Source organism: Coleofasciculus sp. LEGE 07092, from assembly GCF_015207375.1.
Taxonomy (GTDB): domain Bacteria; phylum Cyanobacteriota; class Cyanobacteriia; order Cyanobacteriales; family Coleofasciculaceae; genus LEGE-07092.
In genome coordinates this window covers 1-15,979 of record NZ_JADEWY010000062.1, presented here as the reverse complement: position 1 = coordinate 15,979, position 15,979 = coordinate 1, and the positions used below count along the sequence as shown (strand labels likewise).

At 46.8% G+C, this 15,979-nt stretch carries 14 protein-coding genes and 1 pseudogene; 7 read left to right on the top strand and 8 right to left on the bottom strand.

Annotated features, from left to right (window positions below; translation table 11 throughout):
* Nucleotides 1-8: 8 nt before the first annotated feature.
* Nucleotides 9-1,547: a carotenoid isomerase gene (gene crtH, locus IQ257_RS15930; RefSeq protein ID WP_193874152.1), complete on the bottom strand. Its 1,539-nt coding sequence runs from the start codon at nucleotides 1,545-1,547 to the stop codon at nucleotides 9-11.
* A gap of 367 nt (nucleotides 1,548-1,914) precedes the next feature.
* Here crtH and upp point away from each other — a divergent pair, with 367 nt between their 5' ends.
* The 3 genes from upp to IQ257_RS15915 all read left to right on the top strand — a co-directional run bounded on the left by upp (nucleotide 1,915) and on the right by IQ257_RS15915 (nucleotide 3,390).
* Entirely contained in the window at nucleotides 1,915-2,565 is a 651-nt protein-coding gene (gene upp, locus IQ257_RS15925; protein ID WP_193874151.1) for a uracil phosphoribosyltransferase, read from the top strand.
* 94 nt (nucleotides 2,566-2,659) lie between these two features.
* Nucleotides 2,660-2,995 (top strand): hypothetical protein, encoded by a 336-nt coding sequence (locus IQ257_RS15920; RefSeq protein WP_193874150.1) that lies wholly within the window; start codon nucleotides 2,660-2,662, stop codon nucleotides 2,993-2,995.
* A 134-nt stretch (nucleotides 2,996-3,129) separates the two neighbouring features.
* Complete coding sequence (locus tag IQ257_RS15915; RefSeq protein WP_193874149.1) at nucleotides 3,130-3,390, top strand: YggT family protein; 261 nt, start codon at nucleotides 3,130-3,132, stop codon at nucleotides 3,388-3,390.
* 80 nt (nucleotides 3,391-3,470) lie between these two features.
* Here the strand turns inward: IQ257_RS15915 and IQ257_RS15910 are convergent, their stop codons facing one another.
* From IQ257_RS15910 to IQ257_RS15900, 3 genes are all read right to left on the bottom strand, one after another.
* On the bottom strand, nucleotides 3,471-3,911 hold the full coding sequence (locus IQ257_RS15910) for a hypothetical protein (RefSeq protein WP_193874148.1): 441 nt from the start codon (nucleotides 3,909-3,911) through the stop codon (nucleotides 3,471-3,473).
* 84 nt (nucleotides 3,912-3,995) lie between these two features.
* A complete protein-coding gene (locus IQ257_RS15905) occupies nucleotides 3,996-6,101 on the bottom strand; it encodes a M3 family metallopeptidase (protein ID WP_193874147.1) in 2,106 nt (701 codons plus the stop codon).
* A gap of 230 nt (nucleotides 6,102-6,331) precedes the next feature.
* Nucleotides 6,332-6,763: an HHL1-like protein gene (locus IQ257_RS15900; protein WP_193874146.1), complete on the bottom strand. Its 432-nt coding sequence runs from the start codon at nucleotides 6,761-6,763 to the stop codon at nucleotides 6,332-6,334.
* A gap of 87 nt (nucleotides 6,764-6,850) precedes the next feature.
* On the opposite strand from IQ257_RS15900, the gene IQ257_RS30775 reads away from it, so the two are divergent.
* Entirely contained in the window at nucleotides 6,851-6,973 is a 123-nt protein-coding gene (locus IQ257_RS30775) for a hypothetical protein (protein WP_265584478.1), read from the top strand.
* Between the two features lie 260 nt (nucleotides 6,974-7,233).
* Nucleotides 7,234-7,338, top strand: a pseudogene (locus tag IQ257_RS31545) (radical SAM protein); the annotation flags it as partial.
* 72 nt (nucleotides 7,339-7,410) lie between these two features.
* Here IQ257_RS31545 and IQ257_RS15890 read toward each other — a convergent pair.
* The 3 genes from IQ257_RS15890 to IQ257_RS15880 form a co-directional block, all read right to left on the bottom strand.
* Nucleotides 7,411-8,508, bottom strand: a complete 1,098-nt coding sequence (locus IQ257_RS15890) for a serine/threonine protein kinase (RefSeq protein WP_193874145.1) — start codon at nucleotides 8,506-8,508, stop codon at nucleotides 7,411-7,413.
* 200 nt (nucleotides 8,509-8,708) lie between these two features.
* Entirely contained in the window at nucleotides 8,709-9,668 is a 960-nt protein-coding gene (locus IQ257_RS15885) for a glycosyltransferase family 2 protein (protein WP_193874144.1), read from the bottom strand.
* Nucleotides 9,669-9,936: 268 nt separating this feature from the next.
* The gene (locus IQ257_RS15880) at nucleotides 9,937-10,854 is read right to left on the bottom strand and encodes a LysR family transcriptional regulator (RefSeq protein ID WP_193874143.1); all 918 of its coding nucleotides are present in this window, start codon (nucleotides 10,852-10,854) and stop codon (nucleotides 9,937-9,939) included.
* Between the two features lie 182 nt (nucleotides 10,855-11,036).
* Between IQ257_RS15880 and IQ257_RS15875 the strand changes: the two genes are divergently transcribed.
* Together IQ257_RS15875 and alaS are read left to right on the top strand one after the other, a co-directional pair.
* Nucleotides 11,037-11,312, top strand: a complete 276-nt coding sequence (locus tag IQ257_RS15875) for a hypothetical protein (RefSeq protein ID WP_193874142.1) — start codon at nucleotides 11,037-11,039, stop codon at nucleotides 11,310-11,312.
* 144 nt (nucleotides 11,313-11,456) lie between these two features.
* A complete protein-coding gene (gene alaS / locus IQ257_RS15870) occupies nucleotides 11,457-14,135 on the top strand; it encodes an alanine--tRNA ligase (RefSeq protein WP_193874141.1) in 2,679 nt (892 codons plus the stop codon).
* 55 nt (nucleotides 14,136-14,190) lie between these two features.
* On the opposite strand, the gene IQ257_RS15865 is transcribed toward alaS, so the two are convergent.
* Nucleotides 14,191-15,879, bottom strand: coding sequence for a serine/threonine protein kinase (locus tag IQ257_RS15865; RefSeq protein ID WP_193874140.1), 1,689 nt, complete (start codon nucleotides 15,877-15,879; stop codon nucleotides 14,191-14,193).
* Nucleotides 15,880-15,979 lie beyond the last annotated feature (100 nt).

The following is a 15,979-nucleotide window of genomic DNA, read 5'->3' as shown; positions in this document are numbered from 1 at the left end:
CAAAGCACTCACAATCCCAAATCAACAGCAACTCGATGAGCACAAGCAAATCCCGAAAACGCCACCGCATTTAACCCCTGTCCAGGAAACGTACTATCCCCTACACAATAAAGTCCTGGAATTGCCGTTCGATTAAACGGCATTCCCAGTAATCCCCTTAACTTGCGTCTCGGAATTGGTCCATAGGTTCCATCCTCGCGCCCTAAAAAGCGCCGATGAGTGCGAGGGGTTCCTACTTCCATGTAATCTAATCCTGCATCTAAACCCGGAAAAATATTTTCTAGTCGTTCAATAATTCGCCCTGTGGTATCTTCTTTCTTCTGTTCGTACTCTCTAACAGACAACCCCTGCCAATCCTCCATCCAACTGGGTGTAAAGGTATGAACAATGTGATACCCTCGTGGTGCTAAATCCGGGTCAAGCAGGGTGGGAATCGATACAAAAATTGTCCCCTCTGCATCTTCCATATTCTCCCAGTCTTCTAACAAAATGTGGTGGCACTCTGTACCAACTGGCAAGACACTCGCCTCAACCCCCAAGTGCAAACTCAAAAAACTCGGTGACTTCTGATACCGCTGCTGCCATTTTTTCTCACTGGCTGGCATTTGTTCAGGTGGCAGTAATTTCTCAAAGGTATCCCAGCGGGTGGCATTGGAAATAATTCGTTTTGCCTGATAAACATTCCCATCGGCTAATTGCACTCCGACTGCTTTGCCATTTTCGATGAGAATTTCCGTCACTCTGGCTTGGTACCGAATCTGCCCCCCAGCTTTCTCTAATCCCTCTACCAGTTTCTGTGCAATTTGCCCCACACCCCCCTTAGGATAGTTGATGCCTCCATAATGGCGATCGCTAAATACCATCCCTGCATTAATCATCGGCGTCCGCTCCGCAGGCACCACTGACCAACAGTAACATTCCATATCAATAAACTTTAGCAACTGTGGGTCACGGATATACTTCCGAGCGATATCCCCTGCATTCTGGGGTAAGTACTTCACCAATCCCAAACAAGCTAGCGGATGCTGGAAAAAGACTCGCCTCAGATACCGGACTTCCTCCAAAGACAACAACTCCATCACATTCAGGCAGTTAAACACCTTCCAGCATTCGTCGTAAAACTGGCGAATTCCCTGTCCTTCCTGGGGAAATTGAGCTATTAGTTCTTGCAAGAATTTCTCATAGTCTCGGTGAACTTTCAGCTCTAATCCTTCCGGGAGGTGATAGTGAATCTGAACGAAATCCGGCATTGTCTCCAGACTGACATTCACTGCCTCAAGCGCCTTGGTGAGCAGATTTGTCGTTCCGTCTGTACCAAAGCCAAAAATCATCGACGCACCAACATCAAATCGATACCCTTGGCGCTCGAAGTAACCCGCACTGCCACCCGGAATTAGGTAGCGTTCTAGGACTAGCACCTTTGCGCCTTTTGCGGCAAGCTGAGTAGCAGCTACCAGTCCTCCAATGCCGGAACCAATGACAATGGCATCAAATTCACGAGTCGGAGATTGATTGGTAGAGGAGCGAAGTTGGGAAGCAACAGGCATGAACGTGAGCGTTTTTTGACTTTGTGATCAAATTTGAGTGTAGCGTTTATGGTTGACGGTTCATGCCCCATGAACCCTTAAAAAAAAGTGGGGGTACAGGCAAGCTTTGGCTTACCCGTCCCACCTACCGATCCTTAATGAGAGGAGAACACTGACCGTTACTATAGCTTTATTGAAAATCTATGTCAACACTATTGAAAAATAATAGCAATAGTCAAGGAAAACGCAATTTAACCCGGATTCCGAGTCAGTGTCCCTGAAAACAAAGGATTATAAAATACAGCCAGACATACTGTCCCTTTATAAGGGATACGAATGAAAGGCTATGCGTTAATATTGTTCAGTTATCCCCTCTGCGTTACCTGTTATGTCTCCCCAACTGCGTGTCTACGTTCCACCTCATCCTCTGATCAAACATTGGCTGGGCGTTGCCCGCGACGCGGCGACACCATCGCCCCTGTTCAAAAGCGCGATGACAGAGTTGGGACGCTGGCTAACTTATGAGGCAATTCGTGACTGGTTGCCAACGGAAGACCTTATGGTACAGACGCCCCTAGCTCCCTGTCCAGCGACAATGGTTAATCCAGAAACTCCCTTGGTAGTAGTGCCGATTCTACGGGCAGGATTAGCACTATTAGAGGGGGCGCAGACGTTGTTACCCCTGGCATCGGTTTACCATCTGGGGTTAGTACGCAACGAGCAAACCTTAGAAGCTCACTGTTACCTGAATAAGTTACCGAATCAATTTGAGGCAGGCGCACGAATCTTGATCGTCGATCCGATGCTGGCAACGGGTAGCACAATGATGCTAGCGATGGCAGAATTGGCGAAACGGGGTCTTGATCCAGCATTAACACGGATTATCAGCGTTGTTGCCGCACCACCAGCATTGCAAAAGTTGGGTGCGAGTTATCCGAGTTTGACGATTTATTCGGCAATCATTGATGAAGAACTAAACCAGCAGGGATATATTGTGCCAGGATTGGGGGATGCAGGCGATCGCGCCTTTGGGACGTGAGAGGGAGGTAGGGAGCTATCTTTCTAGGCAGCAGAGTCCACCAACCGTTAATCTGGAGAAAAGTTTCGTTTAGATCACGGGTACGAGAGGAAAAATGAGTCAGCGCGATGGTTTTACAGGCGGATTTCTCGCTGGAGTCGTAGTGGGCGGATTAGTCGGTGGAGTCCTTGGAGCGCTAGTGGCTGCCCAACGCAACGGTGAAAGTAACGAAACCGAACAGTCTTTGCTCAATTCCGGTGTATCGGAGACTAAAGCAGTCAAAGGCAGAAAGTCTCGGCAAAAGGCTGAAGAAAGCATTGAGGCAGCGCGTCGTAGCTTGGAAGATAAAATCGCCCAGCTTAATACGGCAATTGATGACGTGCGCCAGCAATTGGGTACGGTTAATGGAAATCCTGAAATTGCAGAGCAGAAGCGATCGCTCGATTCTTAAGCCGCAAACCCCACTCAGCCTTTGAATTTGAGCCTCTTGCCATCCTAGGGGTAAGGCGGAGTGCCGTAATATCCGTTAAACTTACTTAAAGGCTTGATCCGTCATCGAAGTTTAGTAAGGAAAATTTTCAATTCATGAGTGCGACAGAACTGCTGACCAACAGCCTCGCTAACTTTATCAATATCTATTTACTGCTCATTTTCGTCAGAATCCTGTTAACCTGGTTCCCAACCATTGAATGGATGAACCAAGTTTCTGCTTTCTTGAGTCCGATTACCGACCCTTATCTCAACGTTTTTCGTTCCTTTATCCCGCCTATCGGGGGTTTAGATTTGTCTCCCATTCTGGCAATTATCGTCCTGCAAATTGTGGCTCGACTGTTTGGCAGCCTTTAACTCTGTCTGGAAGAGTCACTGGCAGAGGCTGCCCGTCAACAGTTGAGTCGGTCTATTGTGGAAAAATCCTATTCCCTACTTCAGCGACGGACTTTGCCTGTAAAACCGGAAGCCTTGAATTGCTTCAGCTTCAGAGGTGTTGGTTGATTAGCAGGAACAGTAATTCTCAGTTCAAAATCGCTAACGCCCGGTGGGACTTCATCAATGGAACCTAACCGGGTGCGATTTTGTAATGCTGGGTTGTTGTTGGCATCGTAGATACGACCGTAGATGTCAGCATTGAGAACTAGTTTACCTGACTTATTAGTGGCTTTTCCGTAAACGATGAAGCAATTGGCTAGAGCACCAGAACTCCCACCTGGTATTACCGTCCCTTCTGCCAACTCTGGGGGGCATTCACGGTAAGAAAGGTCTGACAGTTGAACCGGAACTAAGGCTAAAGCCGGGGGAGTAACAACCCAACTGAGTATCCAAAAAAGACAAGCAACCGTAACAGTAGCTAACCAAGCTCGAAATCGCATAAACTGCACCAACAATTAACGCCTACCGATAACTCTAACCCTCAGCTTACCGTGAATTGCCGACAAACGACCGTCAGGCATTATCTAGGACACCGCAACCAACCCACTATGCCGCAGTAACGGTTCAGTGCTCGGTTCCCGTCCCCGGAATGTTTTAAACACTTCCATCGGCGGTACGCCACCCCCTAAAGCCAAGACTGTATCCCGGTAGCGCTTCCCCGTTTGGGCAACAGCCTCCTCATTATCCAAACCAATCTCTTCAAATGCAGCAAAGGCATCGGCACTCAATACTTCTGCCCATTTGTAACTGTAATAGCCGGCGGCATAGCCACCGGAAAAGATATGGGTAAAGGCACAGAGGAAAGAATCTTCCGGTAACGGTTGCAAAACTGTAGTTGTTTTAGCAATCTGCTTACGGACATCGGCTGGACTCTCCTCCCCACCTGACTGATAGCGGTGGTGCAATTCGATATCCACAAAACTAAAGTGCAACTGCCGCAACATGGCACTGCCACTCATGTAGGTGCGTGCTGCCAGCAACTTCTGATAATAATGCTCCGGCAGGGGTTCCCCAGTTTCATAATGCTTCGCCATTTCCATTAAGGTGGGGCGATCATAACACCAGTTTTCCATAAACTGGCTGGGCAGTTCCACCGCATCCCATTCCACATTATTAATGCCCGCCGCTCCAGGATAATCAACCTGGGTTAGCATGTGTTGCAAACCGTGACCGAATTCGTGGAAGAGTGTCTCCACTTCCCCAAAGGTCATCAGGCTCGGCTTGCCATCAACTGGGGGCGTTTGGTTACAGACCAAATACGCCACGGGTAAGCGGGTTGTCGTCGTGCCATTGTCAGCAATTCTGGCGCGAGTAATGCACTCATCCATCCAAGCACCACCCCGCTTTTCAGAGGGACGGCTATAGGGATCTAAATAGAAGTAAGCGATGGGTGTACCTGTCTCGTCAGTCACTTGGAAATAATGCACATTTTCATGCCAAACCGGGGCTTGCCCATCGGCTGGAGTGACAGTGACGCCAAACAGTCGCTTTACTAGTCCAAATAACCCATCCAGTACCTGAGGCAGGGGGAAGTAAGGACGCAGTTCTTCAGCGCTAAAGGCAAATTTTTCTTCCCGCTGGCGTTCTGACCAAAAGCTGATGTCCCAGTGCTTCAAGTCGCTGGCTGCCTCTGCACCTTTAGAAGCAGCAAACACTTTCAACGCCTCCAAATCCTTCACTGCTGCATCGTAACTAACACGACGCAATTCTTCCAGCAGTGTCTCCACAGCTTCAACATTAGGAGCCATCTTACTGGCAAGACTTAATTCGGCATAACTTTCAAAGCCCAATAGTTTAGCTTTCTCCTGACGCAGCGCTAAAATCCGCTCCAGGAGGGGGGTGTTGTCTAAATCCCCCGAAGAGGCACGGCTGATAAAGGCTTTATAGAGTTTTTCCCGTAAATCCCGACGGGTGCTGTGCTGCATAAAAGGAACATAACTGGGATAGTCTAAGGTAATCCGCCAAGGACCTTTTTCAGGAGTGGCGTTTTCTTCCCCAGCTTCCCGGCAGAGGTGTGCTGCTAAACTCTTTAAGCTAGGGGGTAAGCCATTCACTTCTTCTGGATTGGTCAGAGTCATGCTAAATGCCTTGGTTGCATCCAGCACGTTGTTAGAGAACTTGGTACTGAGTTCTGCCAACTCCATCTGAATCTGGTTGAACCTATTACGTTTTTCCCCTTCTAGTCCCACACCAGAGAGTTCGGCATCTCGAATCGCAGCTTCCACAATTCGCTTTTGCGCGGGTTCTAGACTACTCCACTCCTCTTTGTCTCGCAGCCCTTTGAAAGCGTTATAAAGCGGTTGACTTTGATTGAGCGTGTTGATGAATTGCACGACGTTGGGCTGTACTGTTTCGTAAGCCTCGCGCAGTTCGGGGCTGTTTTTGACACCCATCAAATGACCCACGATGCTCCAACTCCATCTCAGGCATTCTGTCAAGCGGTCTAGGGGTTCCACCAAACCACTCCAAGTTGGCGTAACCGTTGCTTCTAAGGTTTCAAGCTCCTTCTCTAGTTGGGCTAGTAGTTCGGTTAGGGCAGGCACGACGTGCTCTGGCTCGATGGCGTCGAAGGGGGGTAGTCCTTTACCGATTAATAGCGGGTTCTGAGTAGCAGTTAAATTGGCAGTCATGGGTACTATTTAGCGACAAAATTCAGACTCAAATGGCATTCACTGCCGATGCAGGTTAGCTGTTGGGCAGTTTAATTCCATCAAAACCACACCCAAGCCGATACAGAAAGACTTTGGGTGCGAAAATTAAATACTTAACCGGATTAACTGTTCCGATCAATGATTTTTGTCATCGTTAAAATTTACATTGGATGGTATAGTAGTCGAACTTTTGACTTTAACGACCCACTTCAACGGCGCTTAAGCATAGAAGAAAAGCGCTCTTTGACTTGGCTTATCGTAGATTGAATCAAACTCCCCACCGTTTCTGGGGGACGAGTTGCCACAACAATCGGCTCATCATTGAATTCTTTGAGTCGATAGCCGTACTCCAACTGACTTTGCTGCTTGCGCAGTTTGGGAAACAGACGAAATGCTCCCTTGCGCAACTCTTCTTCTTGCTCAAACAACGCTCGGTTAATTTGATTACTGCGATTCACCGCCATCGAACCTGCTGGCAACCAATTTTGCTGTCCCTGAATACGAATGTAAATATTGAACTCTGGCAAGTTTGACTGTTTCATCTTGTCATACTTGCCAGAGGCGGCTGTCCGTTTTGCCTTGTTTACCTTGGCTGTCTGTTTCTCGGGCTGGGTTTTGCCAAATCCTGCTTTAGGGGTCATGATTATATTTCTTAGAACTCTTAACAAAAGTTTAAACTTTTTTTGTTACTTTTGCAGCCTCATACCCCATTGCAGCTCAATTGCGTAATGAGAGAAATTTCTACTCCCTACTCCCACTTACTTAATGTCATGACAGCCAATACAAAAGCGATCGCTTCCTGGGGACTCCCTGTGCGATCGCTTAACGATTCTGATACGATGTCGGATTGATACTAACTGGCTTAGGAACGACTATCAACTTAGCGATCGCCTCGTTAATCCCAGACTTAAGAGTGAAACGATAGCAAGTGCAGTAATAGACTTGACTGTCATAGCCTTCTTCACTTTGGTAAAATGATGAGTTGGTCGCACCAGAACACTACCTGGGCTTATTTAGTAATTAAAGCGCATAAATTTAAATTTTGGTGAAAAAAGTTTGGCATTTGTAAAGTTCGAGCAGACACTACTCCTGTCAAGCAGAAGCGAACCGGATGATAACTCAATCACCGTCTACATTTACCGCCGTTTACAGATCTGTCAATTCTTGGCGATATGGGCGCTCTCTAGGCATCGATCCCATCGGCGTCACTTCAACTGTCACTCAGATTCACGAGGCTACTAGCATCCCTGTACGTTACGCTCCCGATGCTCTTTAAAGGGAATAGTAATTAGTTTGGAAGTTTATCAACTTGAGAGATAGTTTCAGGAGCCATCCGTCGCTGATGTTGCTGCCAAGCTTGAAGCCATAGAACGCCAGTCACTAACAATAAGGAAAAAAGTACTAGATTTAAGATAATTAACCACGGTGGCGGTGAAGAGGGAAGAGTTCGATCTGGAGGATGTAATAACGGCTTTTTTTTGAGATGTTGCAAAACAAACGATGCATTGGGCGGTCTGCGATACACAAACGGGTCCATCAGGTAATCAATCCACTCTGCCAATGGCTCTGAAATTTTACGGGTATGCTTTCGCCAAATCAACTGACCCGTTTTATCATCACTATTTAGCTTAAGAGGATGTATACCCGTGAGCAAATGGACAAAAGTGCGTCCTAAAGCATAAAGATCAGATTGTGGAACTGCCTTACCATTGATTTGTTCAGGAGGCGTATAGCCCGGTGAAAAAACGCCTTCCCCTGTAACATCTTTTCCCATTAATCGTTGCACGATTGTACCTGTCATCTGGCAAACAGTACCAAAATCAATCAACACCAATTGACCATTAGGTCGTAGCATGACGTTAGAAGGTTTAATATCCCGATGAAAATACTGCTCTTGGTGGAGAGCGTCCAACATCTCCAGCAACTGTTTAAGCCATTCAATCGCTTTATCTTCAGAAATTTGGTTGTTGTGTTTCAGCCATGACTGTAAGTTTTCTCCTTCAACTTTTTCCATGACTAAGCAATGTAATTGCCTGCGTTTGGAAAAAGACACAGTAAAATAGTCATCCTCCGGTGGAACTTTGGGGATACCTGGATGGTTGAGCTTCTTTAAGATCTCCGCTTCTTGTTTAAACAGTTGAACTAAATAGGTATTGTTTCGTCTTAATATTTTTAAGACTTTGTATTTTTTTCCTTTAATGGCATCAGCGCCCAAATCCTGAATTTCAAATATTTCTGTAGGGTTTGGTGCGTTTAGAGGTCTGAGTGGGCGAAGCAGCCGATATCGATTCTTAATAGTCAATGGAGTATCGCAGGCTTTGCAAAACTCTAGATAGTCAGCATTCTTGCGCCGTGGACATTTGGAGTTAATGCAGTAGACTGTCATGATGCTGGGGATAGTGCTAGCAATCCGACTTCCTAAACTGTATCATTAGTTATTGCTCTCTACCCAAAATTATTCCCCTATCCATTTTCTCAAGCAAGCAACATTAGGGGTATGATTGCGAGGGAACGTTCAACCTTTCTGTTCAGCTATCTAGCCACATCGAGGGACTGTGAAGTCTCCAACAGTCTTGATTTATTATCCTAACTTCCCTGTAAGTTGGTGCTTGCCGGAAGTGACTGCTGGTAAATTTTAGGTATCTTAAGTTTTCTAGAGTAAATTACTGAGATTAAAAGCTGCCAAGCCTTTAAGTCAAAAATAGCTGGAAACAGTAGAGTTGCCGCCTCCCAAAATTTTCGTTGCTTAAAGCCAATCAAACACCAATGCAATTGTAAAAAAGCATGGATGTGTTTAAGACTAGGTAAAGATTCCCGATACTTTTCATGCACCAAGGCATAGATTTTATTCTTGATCGAGATATTTTTATGGAGGCGCTGTTGCAAGGAAAACTTAAGATGGTTCGCTTCTGACCATAAGGTGCGGTAAGCTAGACACTGATTCACAAATACAGCATCTCCATACTGAGCAATTTTTACCCAAGAGTCAATATCATCGTAGTTCACCTCAAAGTCAGTGTTCCACCCTCCTGACTGGAGAAAGGCATTTTTGCGAAAGGCAACTTGCACAGGAGTGCCAAAGGGCAGTTGTTCCAAGAGCATTCTGTAATGGATATCTTCTTGGAGGACGTAAAATGCTTTGCCAGCACCGACTGATTGAGTACAAGATACTTCTGTGCCGCTAGCTTTTACTTGAGCGGCTTGGCAGGAACACAAAACCGTTTGGGGGTATTGAGCGATCGCTTTTACCATCTCTTCAATACAGTTGGGTGCCAGATAGTCATCATCATCAATGGGTTTGATCCAATCCCCACAGGCAACACTAACTCCAGCATTCATGGTGGCGCAGTGTCCGAGGTTGAGAGGATTGCGATGGTAAACAACACGATTGCCCAAACTCCGAACGTAGGCTTCTGTACCATCTGAGGAACCATCGTCAGCTACGATAACCTCGCAGGGGACAGTTTGTGCCAAAGCCGATTCCACAGCCCGTTGCAACAGGGGCAAACGGTTGTAGGTTGTGATGATGATGCTAAAGTGAACCATTACTAATCCCTCTTGATTTAAGCAACGTTTGTCCAGTAAATTTTATAAAAGTACTATAGCCAGTTTATTTAATTCGTGAATCTACTGTTGAAAATGGCGATATACAATAAGAGATTTCACAATTTATTTAGACGGGTTATAGAAGATTTTGGAAAAGACTAAAAAAAGCTTTTTAAAAATATTGTTTTTTAATTAAATTACAAGAAAATCAAAAACAAAGAACTAGATTATTTCAATTATAGCATTTTAATGCCAAAAACTTATCCACTCAAACCGTTGCCTTAGTACTGAATTGACCTGTATTCCTCAGGGCATCTAGAAATGCAAAAACAGCGGGAGTCTGAAATGTATCAGTCCGAATTGCTGCTCCGATGATTCGTTCCAATGGTACTGGTAAACTGCAGACCTTTATCTCTTTGGGTAAGGGTTCCGCAGCAAGACGGGGTAAAATAGCAGCTCCCAAACCTTGCATAACCATACTGACAATAGTTGAGTCTTCGTTAACTTCGTAAGCTGCTTTGAGAGGATGCCCCGAAACTCTCAAGTGACCATGAATGCGCGTATGGCAAGCATTGCTAGCAGGGGGGAAAATCAGTGGGTAAATTGCTAACTGCTCCCATGTTAGTCCATCGTTACTGAATTGGGTATTGGGGGGTAGCAAGACAACATACTCATCTCGTAAAATTTCCCAGGTTTCAAATTCGGTACTAGCAGGGAGATAAATGAAGCCAATATCCGCACGTCCTTCACGCAACGCTTGTTCTACACCCACATAATCACTATGTTCAGTGATGGTTACGGCAATGTCTGGCAGGCTGTTGATAAATCGAGCGATGACTCCTGGCAGTATGTGAGTTGCTACACTCCGAAACGTAGCAATTCGTACCTGTCCGCCATGCAATCCTTTTTCCCGATTGGCTTCTTTGACTATCCCGTCTAATAGCTGTAACACCTGACGTGCCTGAACGAGTACCCGTTCTCCTACTGGTGTTAGATGGGCACCGTGACGCCCCCGTGAGAGTAATACTACTCCCAACTCTTCTTCTAAGGATGCGATCGCGTGGCTGATTGCTGACTGTGAGAGTTGCAACTGCAGGGCTGCTTCACTGAAATTCTCGTGGTTTGCCACTGCAACTAAGGCACGCAGTTGAGAGATTTTTAATTTATAGGGATTGATTGCATCCATCGGGGTAATGCCAGGAGGGTTTGATGTATTGCCAAAGCTGGACAATAGGTTTAATTTTATGTATCGATTTTATTCATACAACCTATCGAAGGAAGCTTTGGAATGTCAAGTTATAAATCGCTAGAGTGAAGTTGAGAGGGAAATTTACCAAATTATGCCTCATTCTCTAGAGGTGATTTTTTATGACGCACTCTACCCGTTGTTCGGATACCGAAGGGTTAGAAACTATTTTTAATACAAGCGAATCTAATCTAGCAAAAAAAACGCCACGTTTTTCAAAAATTAAAAGCATTTGGAGGCAAACTATCAAAGCTTGGGCTACAAGGAATGAGCCGCGAATTTGGCAAAGCCGAGATCGTTTTGGCAAAACCTGTTGGCACGGCTATGATCCAGTGACAGGTCGCTCAGTTTCTCGGTCTTCTGAATCTGAAATGCGAATTTGGCTTGAGGAGTATTAACATGATTTTTCAAGACCCAAAACCTACTTGATTGGGTGTATCATGTAGTGTGTGCAGAACAAATGTTGTAAAACTAGCTCCCCGTAAAGGAAGAATCACCTAGCCTTGATTGCTGGTGATTGCTTAAAGTCCCCTGAAACGATCATGCCTGAAACTCCCCAGTTCCTAAGCGGTAACGAAATCCGGCAAAAATTCCTCGACTTCTATGCCCAGCGGGGACATAAAGCACTCCCTTCGGCTTCCCTAGTGCCGGAAGACCCCACAGTGCTGCTGACGATCGCGGGAATGTTACCGTTTAAACCGATTTTCTTAGGACAGCGCCAGTCAGAATTTAAGCGTGCTACCACCTCCCAAAAATGCCTGCGTACCAACGATATTGAGAATGTCGGACGCACGGCGCGGCATCATACCTTCTTTGAGATGCTGGGGAATTTCAGCTTTGGGGATTATTTTAAGGAACAAGCGATCGCCTGGGCATGGGAGTTGTCTACTCAAGTCTTTGGGTTGCCCCCAGAACGCCTAGTCGTCAGCGTGTTCCAAGATGATGACGAAGCCTTTGCCATCTGGCGGGATAAAATCGGTATCCCGGCACATCGCATTCAGCGCATGGGAGAGGACGATAACTTCTGGACATCGGGTCCTACAGGTCCTTGTGGTCCTTGTTCGGAAATTTATTACGACTTCCACCCCGAACGAGGCGACGACACGATTGATTTAGAGGATGATACCCGATTCATCGAGTTCTACAACCTGGTATTCATGCAATACAACCAGGATGCTAGCGGCAATCGGACACCGCTCAAGAACAAAAATATTGACACGGGTATGGGACTGGAACGGATGGCGCAAATCCTCCAAAAGGTTCCCAATAACTACGAAACTGACTTAATTTTCCCAATTATCAAAACAGCAGCGAAAATTGCCGGGATTGACTATGCCAAGAGTGACGAGAAGACGAAAATCTCGCTCAAGGTGATTGGCGATCACGTTCGCGCAGTCGTTCACATGATTGCCGATGGAATTACCGCGTCAAATACAGGTCGAGGCTATATTTTGCGCCGCTTGCTGCGTCGGGTAGTGCGCTACGGGCGTTTAATTGGTATTGAAGGGGCTTTTGTCTGGCAAGTGGCTCAAACGGCAATCAAACTCTCTGAAGAAGCCTACCCTAATGTCCGCGAACGGGAGTCTTTCATCAAAGTCGAACTGGAACGGGAAGAAGCTAGTTTCCTCAAAACCCTGGAACGGGGCGAGAAAATGCTGGCGGACATACTGAAGCAGATACAGGAATCGCCTGTAGTAAAAGGGTTGCAAAAAAATATTGAGCAAACACGGAAAATTTCCGGTCAAGATGCCTTTAAACTCTACGATACTTACGGTTTCCCCTTAGAATTGACCCAAGAAATTGCCGAAGAACAGGGTTTAACCGTTGATATTGCAGACTTTGAAGCGGCAATGGAGGAGCAAACCCAACGCTCCAAAGACGCTCATGAAACTATTGATTTGTTGGCGCAAGGCACTCTGGACGAAGTGACATCCGGTGTTGCGGCTACCGAATTCATGGGATATACCTTACCTGCCACTACCGCTCAAGTGATGGCGCTAATTGCCAATGGCGAATCCGTCGAATCAGCAGAGACGGGTACTGAAGTGCAAGTGGTTCTCGACCAGACGCCCTTTTATGCCGAATCTGGAGGACAAATTGGCGATCGCGGTTATCTGAGTGGTGACAATCTGGTAGTCCGAATTGAAGACGTTCAGAAACAAGCTAATCTTTTTGTCCACTTCGGTCGCGTTGAGCGGGGTACATTACAGTTAGGGACAACGGTATCGGCACAGATTGACCGTGCTTGCCGTCGTCGCCTTCAAGCAAATCATACCGCAACGCACCTATTACAAGCAGCACTGAAAAAGCTTGTTGATTCTTCTATTTCTCAGGCGGGTTCGTTGGTGGCGTTTGACCGCTTGCGCTTTGATTTCAATTGTCCCCGTTCCCTGACACCGGAGGAGTTAGAGCAAGTTGAGGAGCAAATTAATACCTGGATTAGTGAAGCCCATGATGCAGATATAGCGGTGATGCCATTAACAGAGGCAAAGGCTAAAGGTGCGATCGCTATGTTCGGGGAAAAGTATGCTGATGAGGTACGGGTGATTGATTTCCCTGGCGTCTCAATGGAATTGTGCGGCGGTACGCATGTACATAATACTGCTGAGATTGGGGTGTTTAAAATTGTCTCAGAAACGGGTATTTCTTCAGGGGTGCGGCGGATTGAAGCGGTAGCAGGAGCGGCGGTACTCGATTACCTGAATGTGCGGGATAAAGTCGTTCGGGACTTGAGCGATCGCTTTAAAGTTAAACCGGAAGAACTCCCAGAGCGTATCACCAATCTTCAGAACGAACTCAAAACCACTCAGAAACAACTCGATGCCCTCAAGCAAGAATTAGCGTTGGCGAAATCCGACCAATTACTGGGGCAAGCCGAGTCAGTGGGTGAGTTCAAAATTCTGGTTGCCAGCATGGACGATGCCGATCCAGATGCCCTGAAAACTGCTGCTGAACGGTTGCAGCAAAAATTGGGTGAGAGTGCGGTGGTACTAGGTTCAACACCTACCTCTGACAAAGTGAGTCTAGTAGCAGCGTTTAGTCAGGGTGTTAACGGTAAGGGACTGCAAGCGGGTAAGTTTATTGGCGCAATTGCCAAAATCTGCGGCGGTGGTGGTGGTGGACGTCCTAACTTGGCGCAAGCTGGGGGACGTGATGGCAGTAAGTTGGCAGAAGCGTTAGAGAGTGCGCGGACTCAGTTGCAGTCGGAATTGAGGAAGTAGTTCTATTCTGGAGATGTCTATTAAGGTGGGGAAAGGAGAGAAGGCAAGCAAACCGTCAGCCTTCTAATTGACTGGGTATCGTTTGAAACTCTGCCGGCGAACCTAGGGAATAATCTTCTAGCCGAAAATCCCCAAAGGGTGTATCTTCCAGGCGCGATCGCAAGGCTTCATCCAGAATTACCCCTTCGGTTTTGTTCTTGACGCCAATAATAATAATACTGCGTTGGTAGGACGTTGAATCCTGATCCGCCTGACAGTCATCTCCGATAAATTGACCCAAATTTAACAAGCGATAATCTTGAACGGAAGGCACATCCCGAAAGAGTCGTTTACCTAATAGCTGGATTTGCTTGGCACGTTCTAATGCCCTGCGTTCTTCGGCACCCGCAGCCCCCTCACAGGATGCCGTTCCCACGGAAATAATCTCGCTGGGATTATCCATAATTCGTTGGATGCCTTCGTCTTCCAGATTGGACTTTAATTCGTCAATGGGGATAAGGCGATCGTTGTATCTAACTTGATAGGAACTGCCAATTTTCCACTTATATTCCCGAGACAGAACCGCGACGCTAAATTCAGCCGTCCTTCCCTGGCTATCTGTTCCTTCTACATAGGGAAAATAATCGACTTCCCCTTTCTTTTGCGGTGCTTGGGCGGGCGTGAAAACCCAAATAAACTCGGGATTGGACACTGCTAAACCAATCATGCCGATTAAGACTAATCCCAGCAGTGTTCCCAAAACAGCAATAATGTACCATTTGCGGTGCGGTTCCTCTTGAGGCGGACAGGATGCAGGGATGGGACTGCCGCCCACTTTAACCGTTTCTGTAAAGGTTTGCGCCCCATCCCCCTCCATTTCCTCAAGGCGCTGTAGAATTTCTCTGGCATCGCTAGGGCGATCGCTCGGATTGCGTGCCATCAACTCGTCAATCAGATTCAACAAGCTCGGAGCAATCCCAGTCGTATAACCACGCCAGTTGAGGGCATCCTGTTGGGCATCGTACATCGTCATCGGCTGCCGTCCGGTTAGCAAAAACACAAACGTGCGTCCCAAGGCAAAGAAATCCGATTGCTTTACCGCCTCACCGTTCATTTGTTCCGGTGCGGTGTATCCTGATGAAATAATTGCCGTGATGCCTTGTCCTGCGCCGAGTTTTGCCAGGTAAGTTCGGGTAACTTCCCGCGCCGTACCAAAATCAATTAACACCAACTGCCCATCGGGTCTGAGCATAATGTTAGAGGGTTTGATATCCCGGTGCAGGTACTGCCTGTCATGGATAAGTTGTAAGATGATCGCCAACTGCTTCAACCAAGCGATCGCTTGCGCCTGCGAGATGGGGCGATTCTCCTGCTGCTGTAACCACTCCTCTAAAGTGGGTCCCTCGATTTTTTCCATCACCAGGCAGTGCAACGGCAGATTATTCCTGCTTTGATACTCGAAGTAGCCATCTACCTGAGGAATGCTGGGATGACTTAACTGTCCCAATACCACTGCCTCTTGCTTGAACAGTTCTACAGCTTTGGCATCATGGTTGAGATTCTCTTTGAGGACTTTGAGGATCTTGGGCGTACTGCCTTCATACACTTCATAGATTTTGCCAAAACCACTTTTGTCACTCAGCAGGCGCATTACCCGATAGCGCCCTTGTAGCACCAAGTCTGAACCACAGCTTTGACAAAAGCGCTGGTTATCGTTATTCGGGTCATGGGGTCTGGGACAGCTAGGATTGATACAGATAGGCATGGCTCGCCACGGGATTGTTAGGTTCCAACGTTCCAACTTCCAACTATAAGAGAAGATATTGGTAATTGCAGGGATGGGGTGCAGGGGTGCAGGGGAGCAG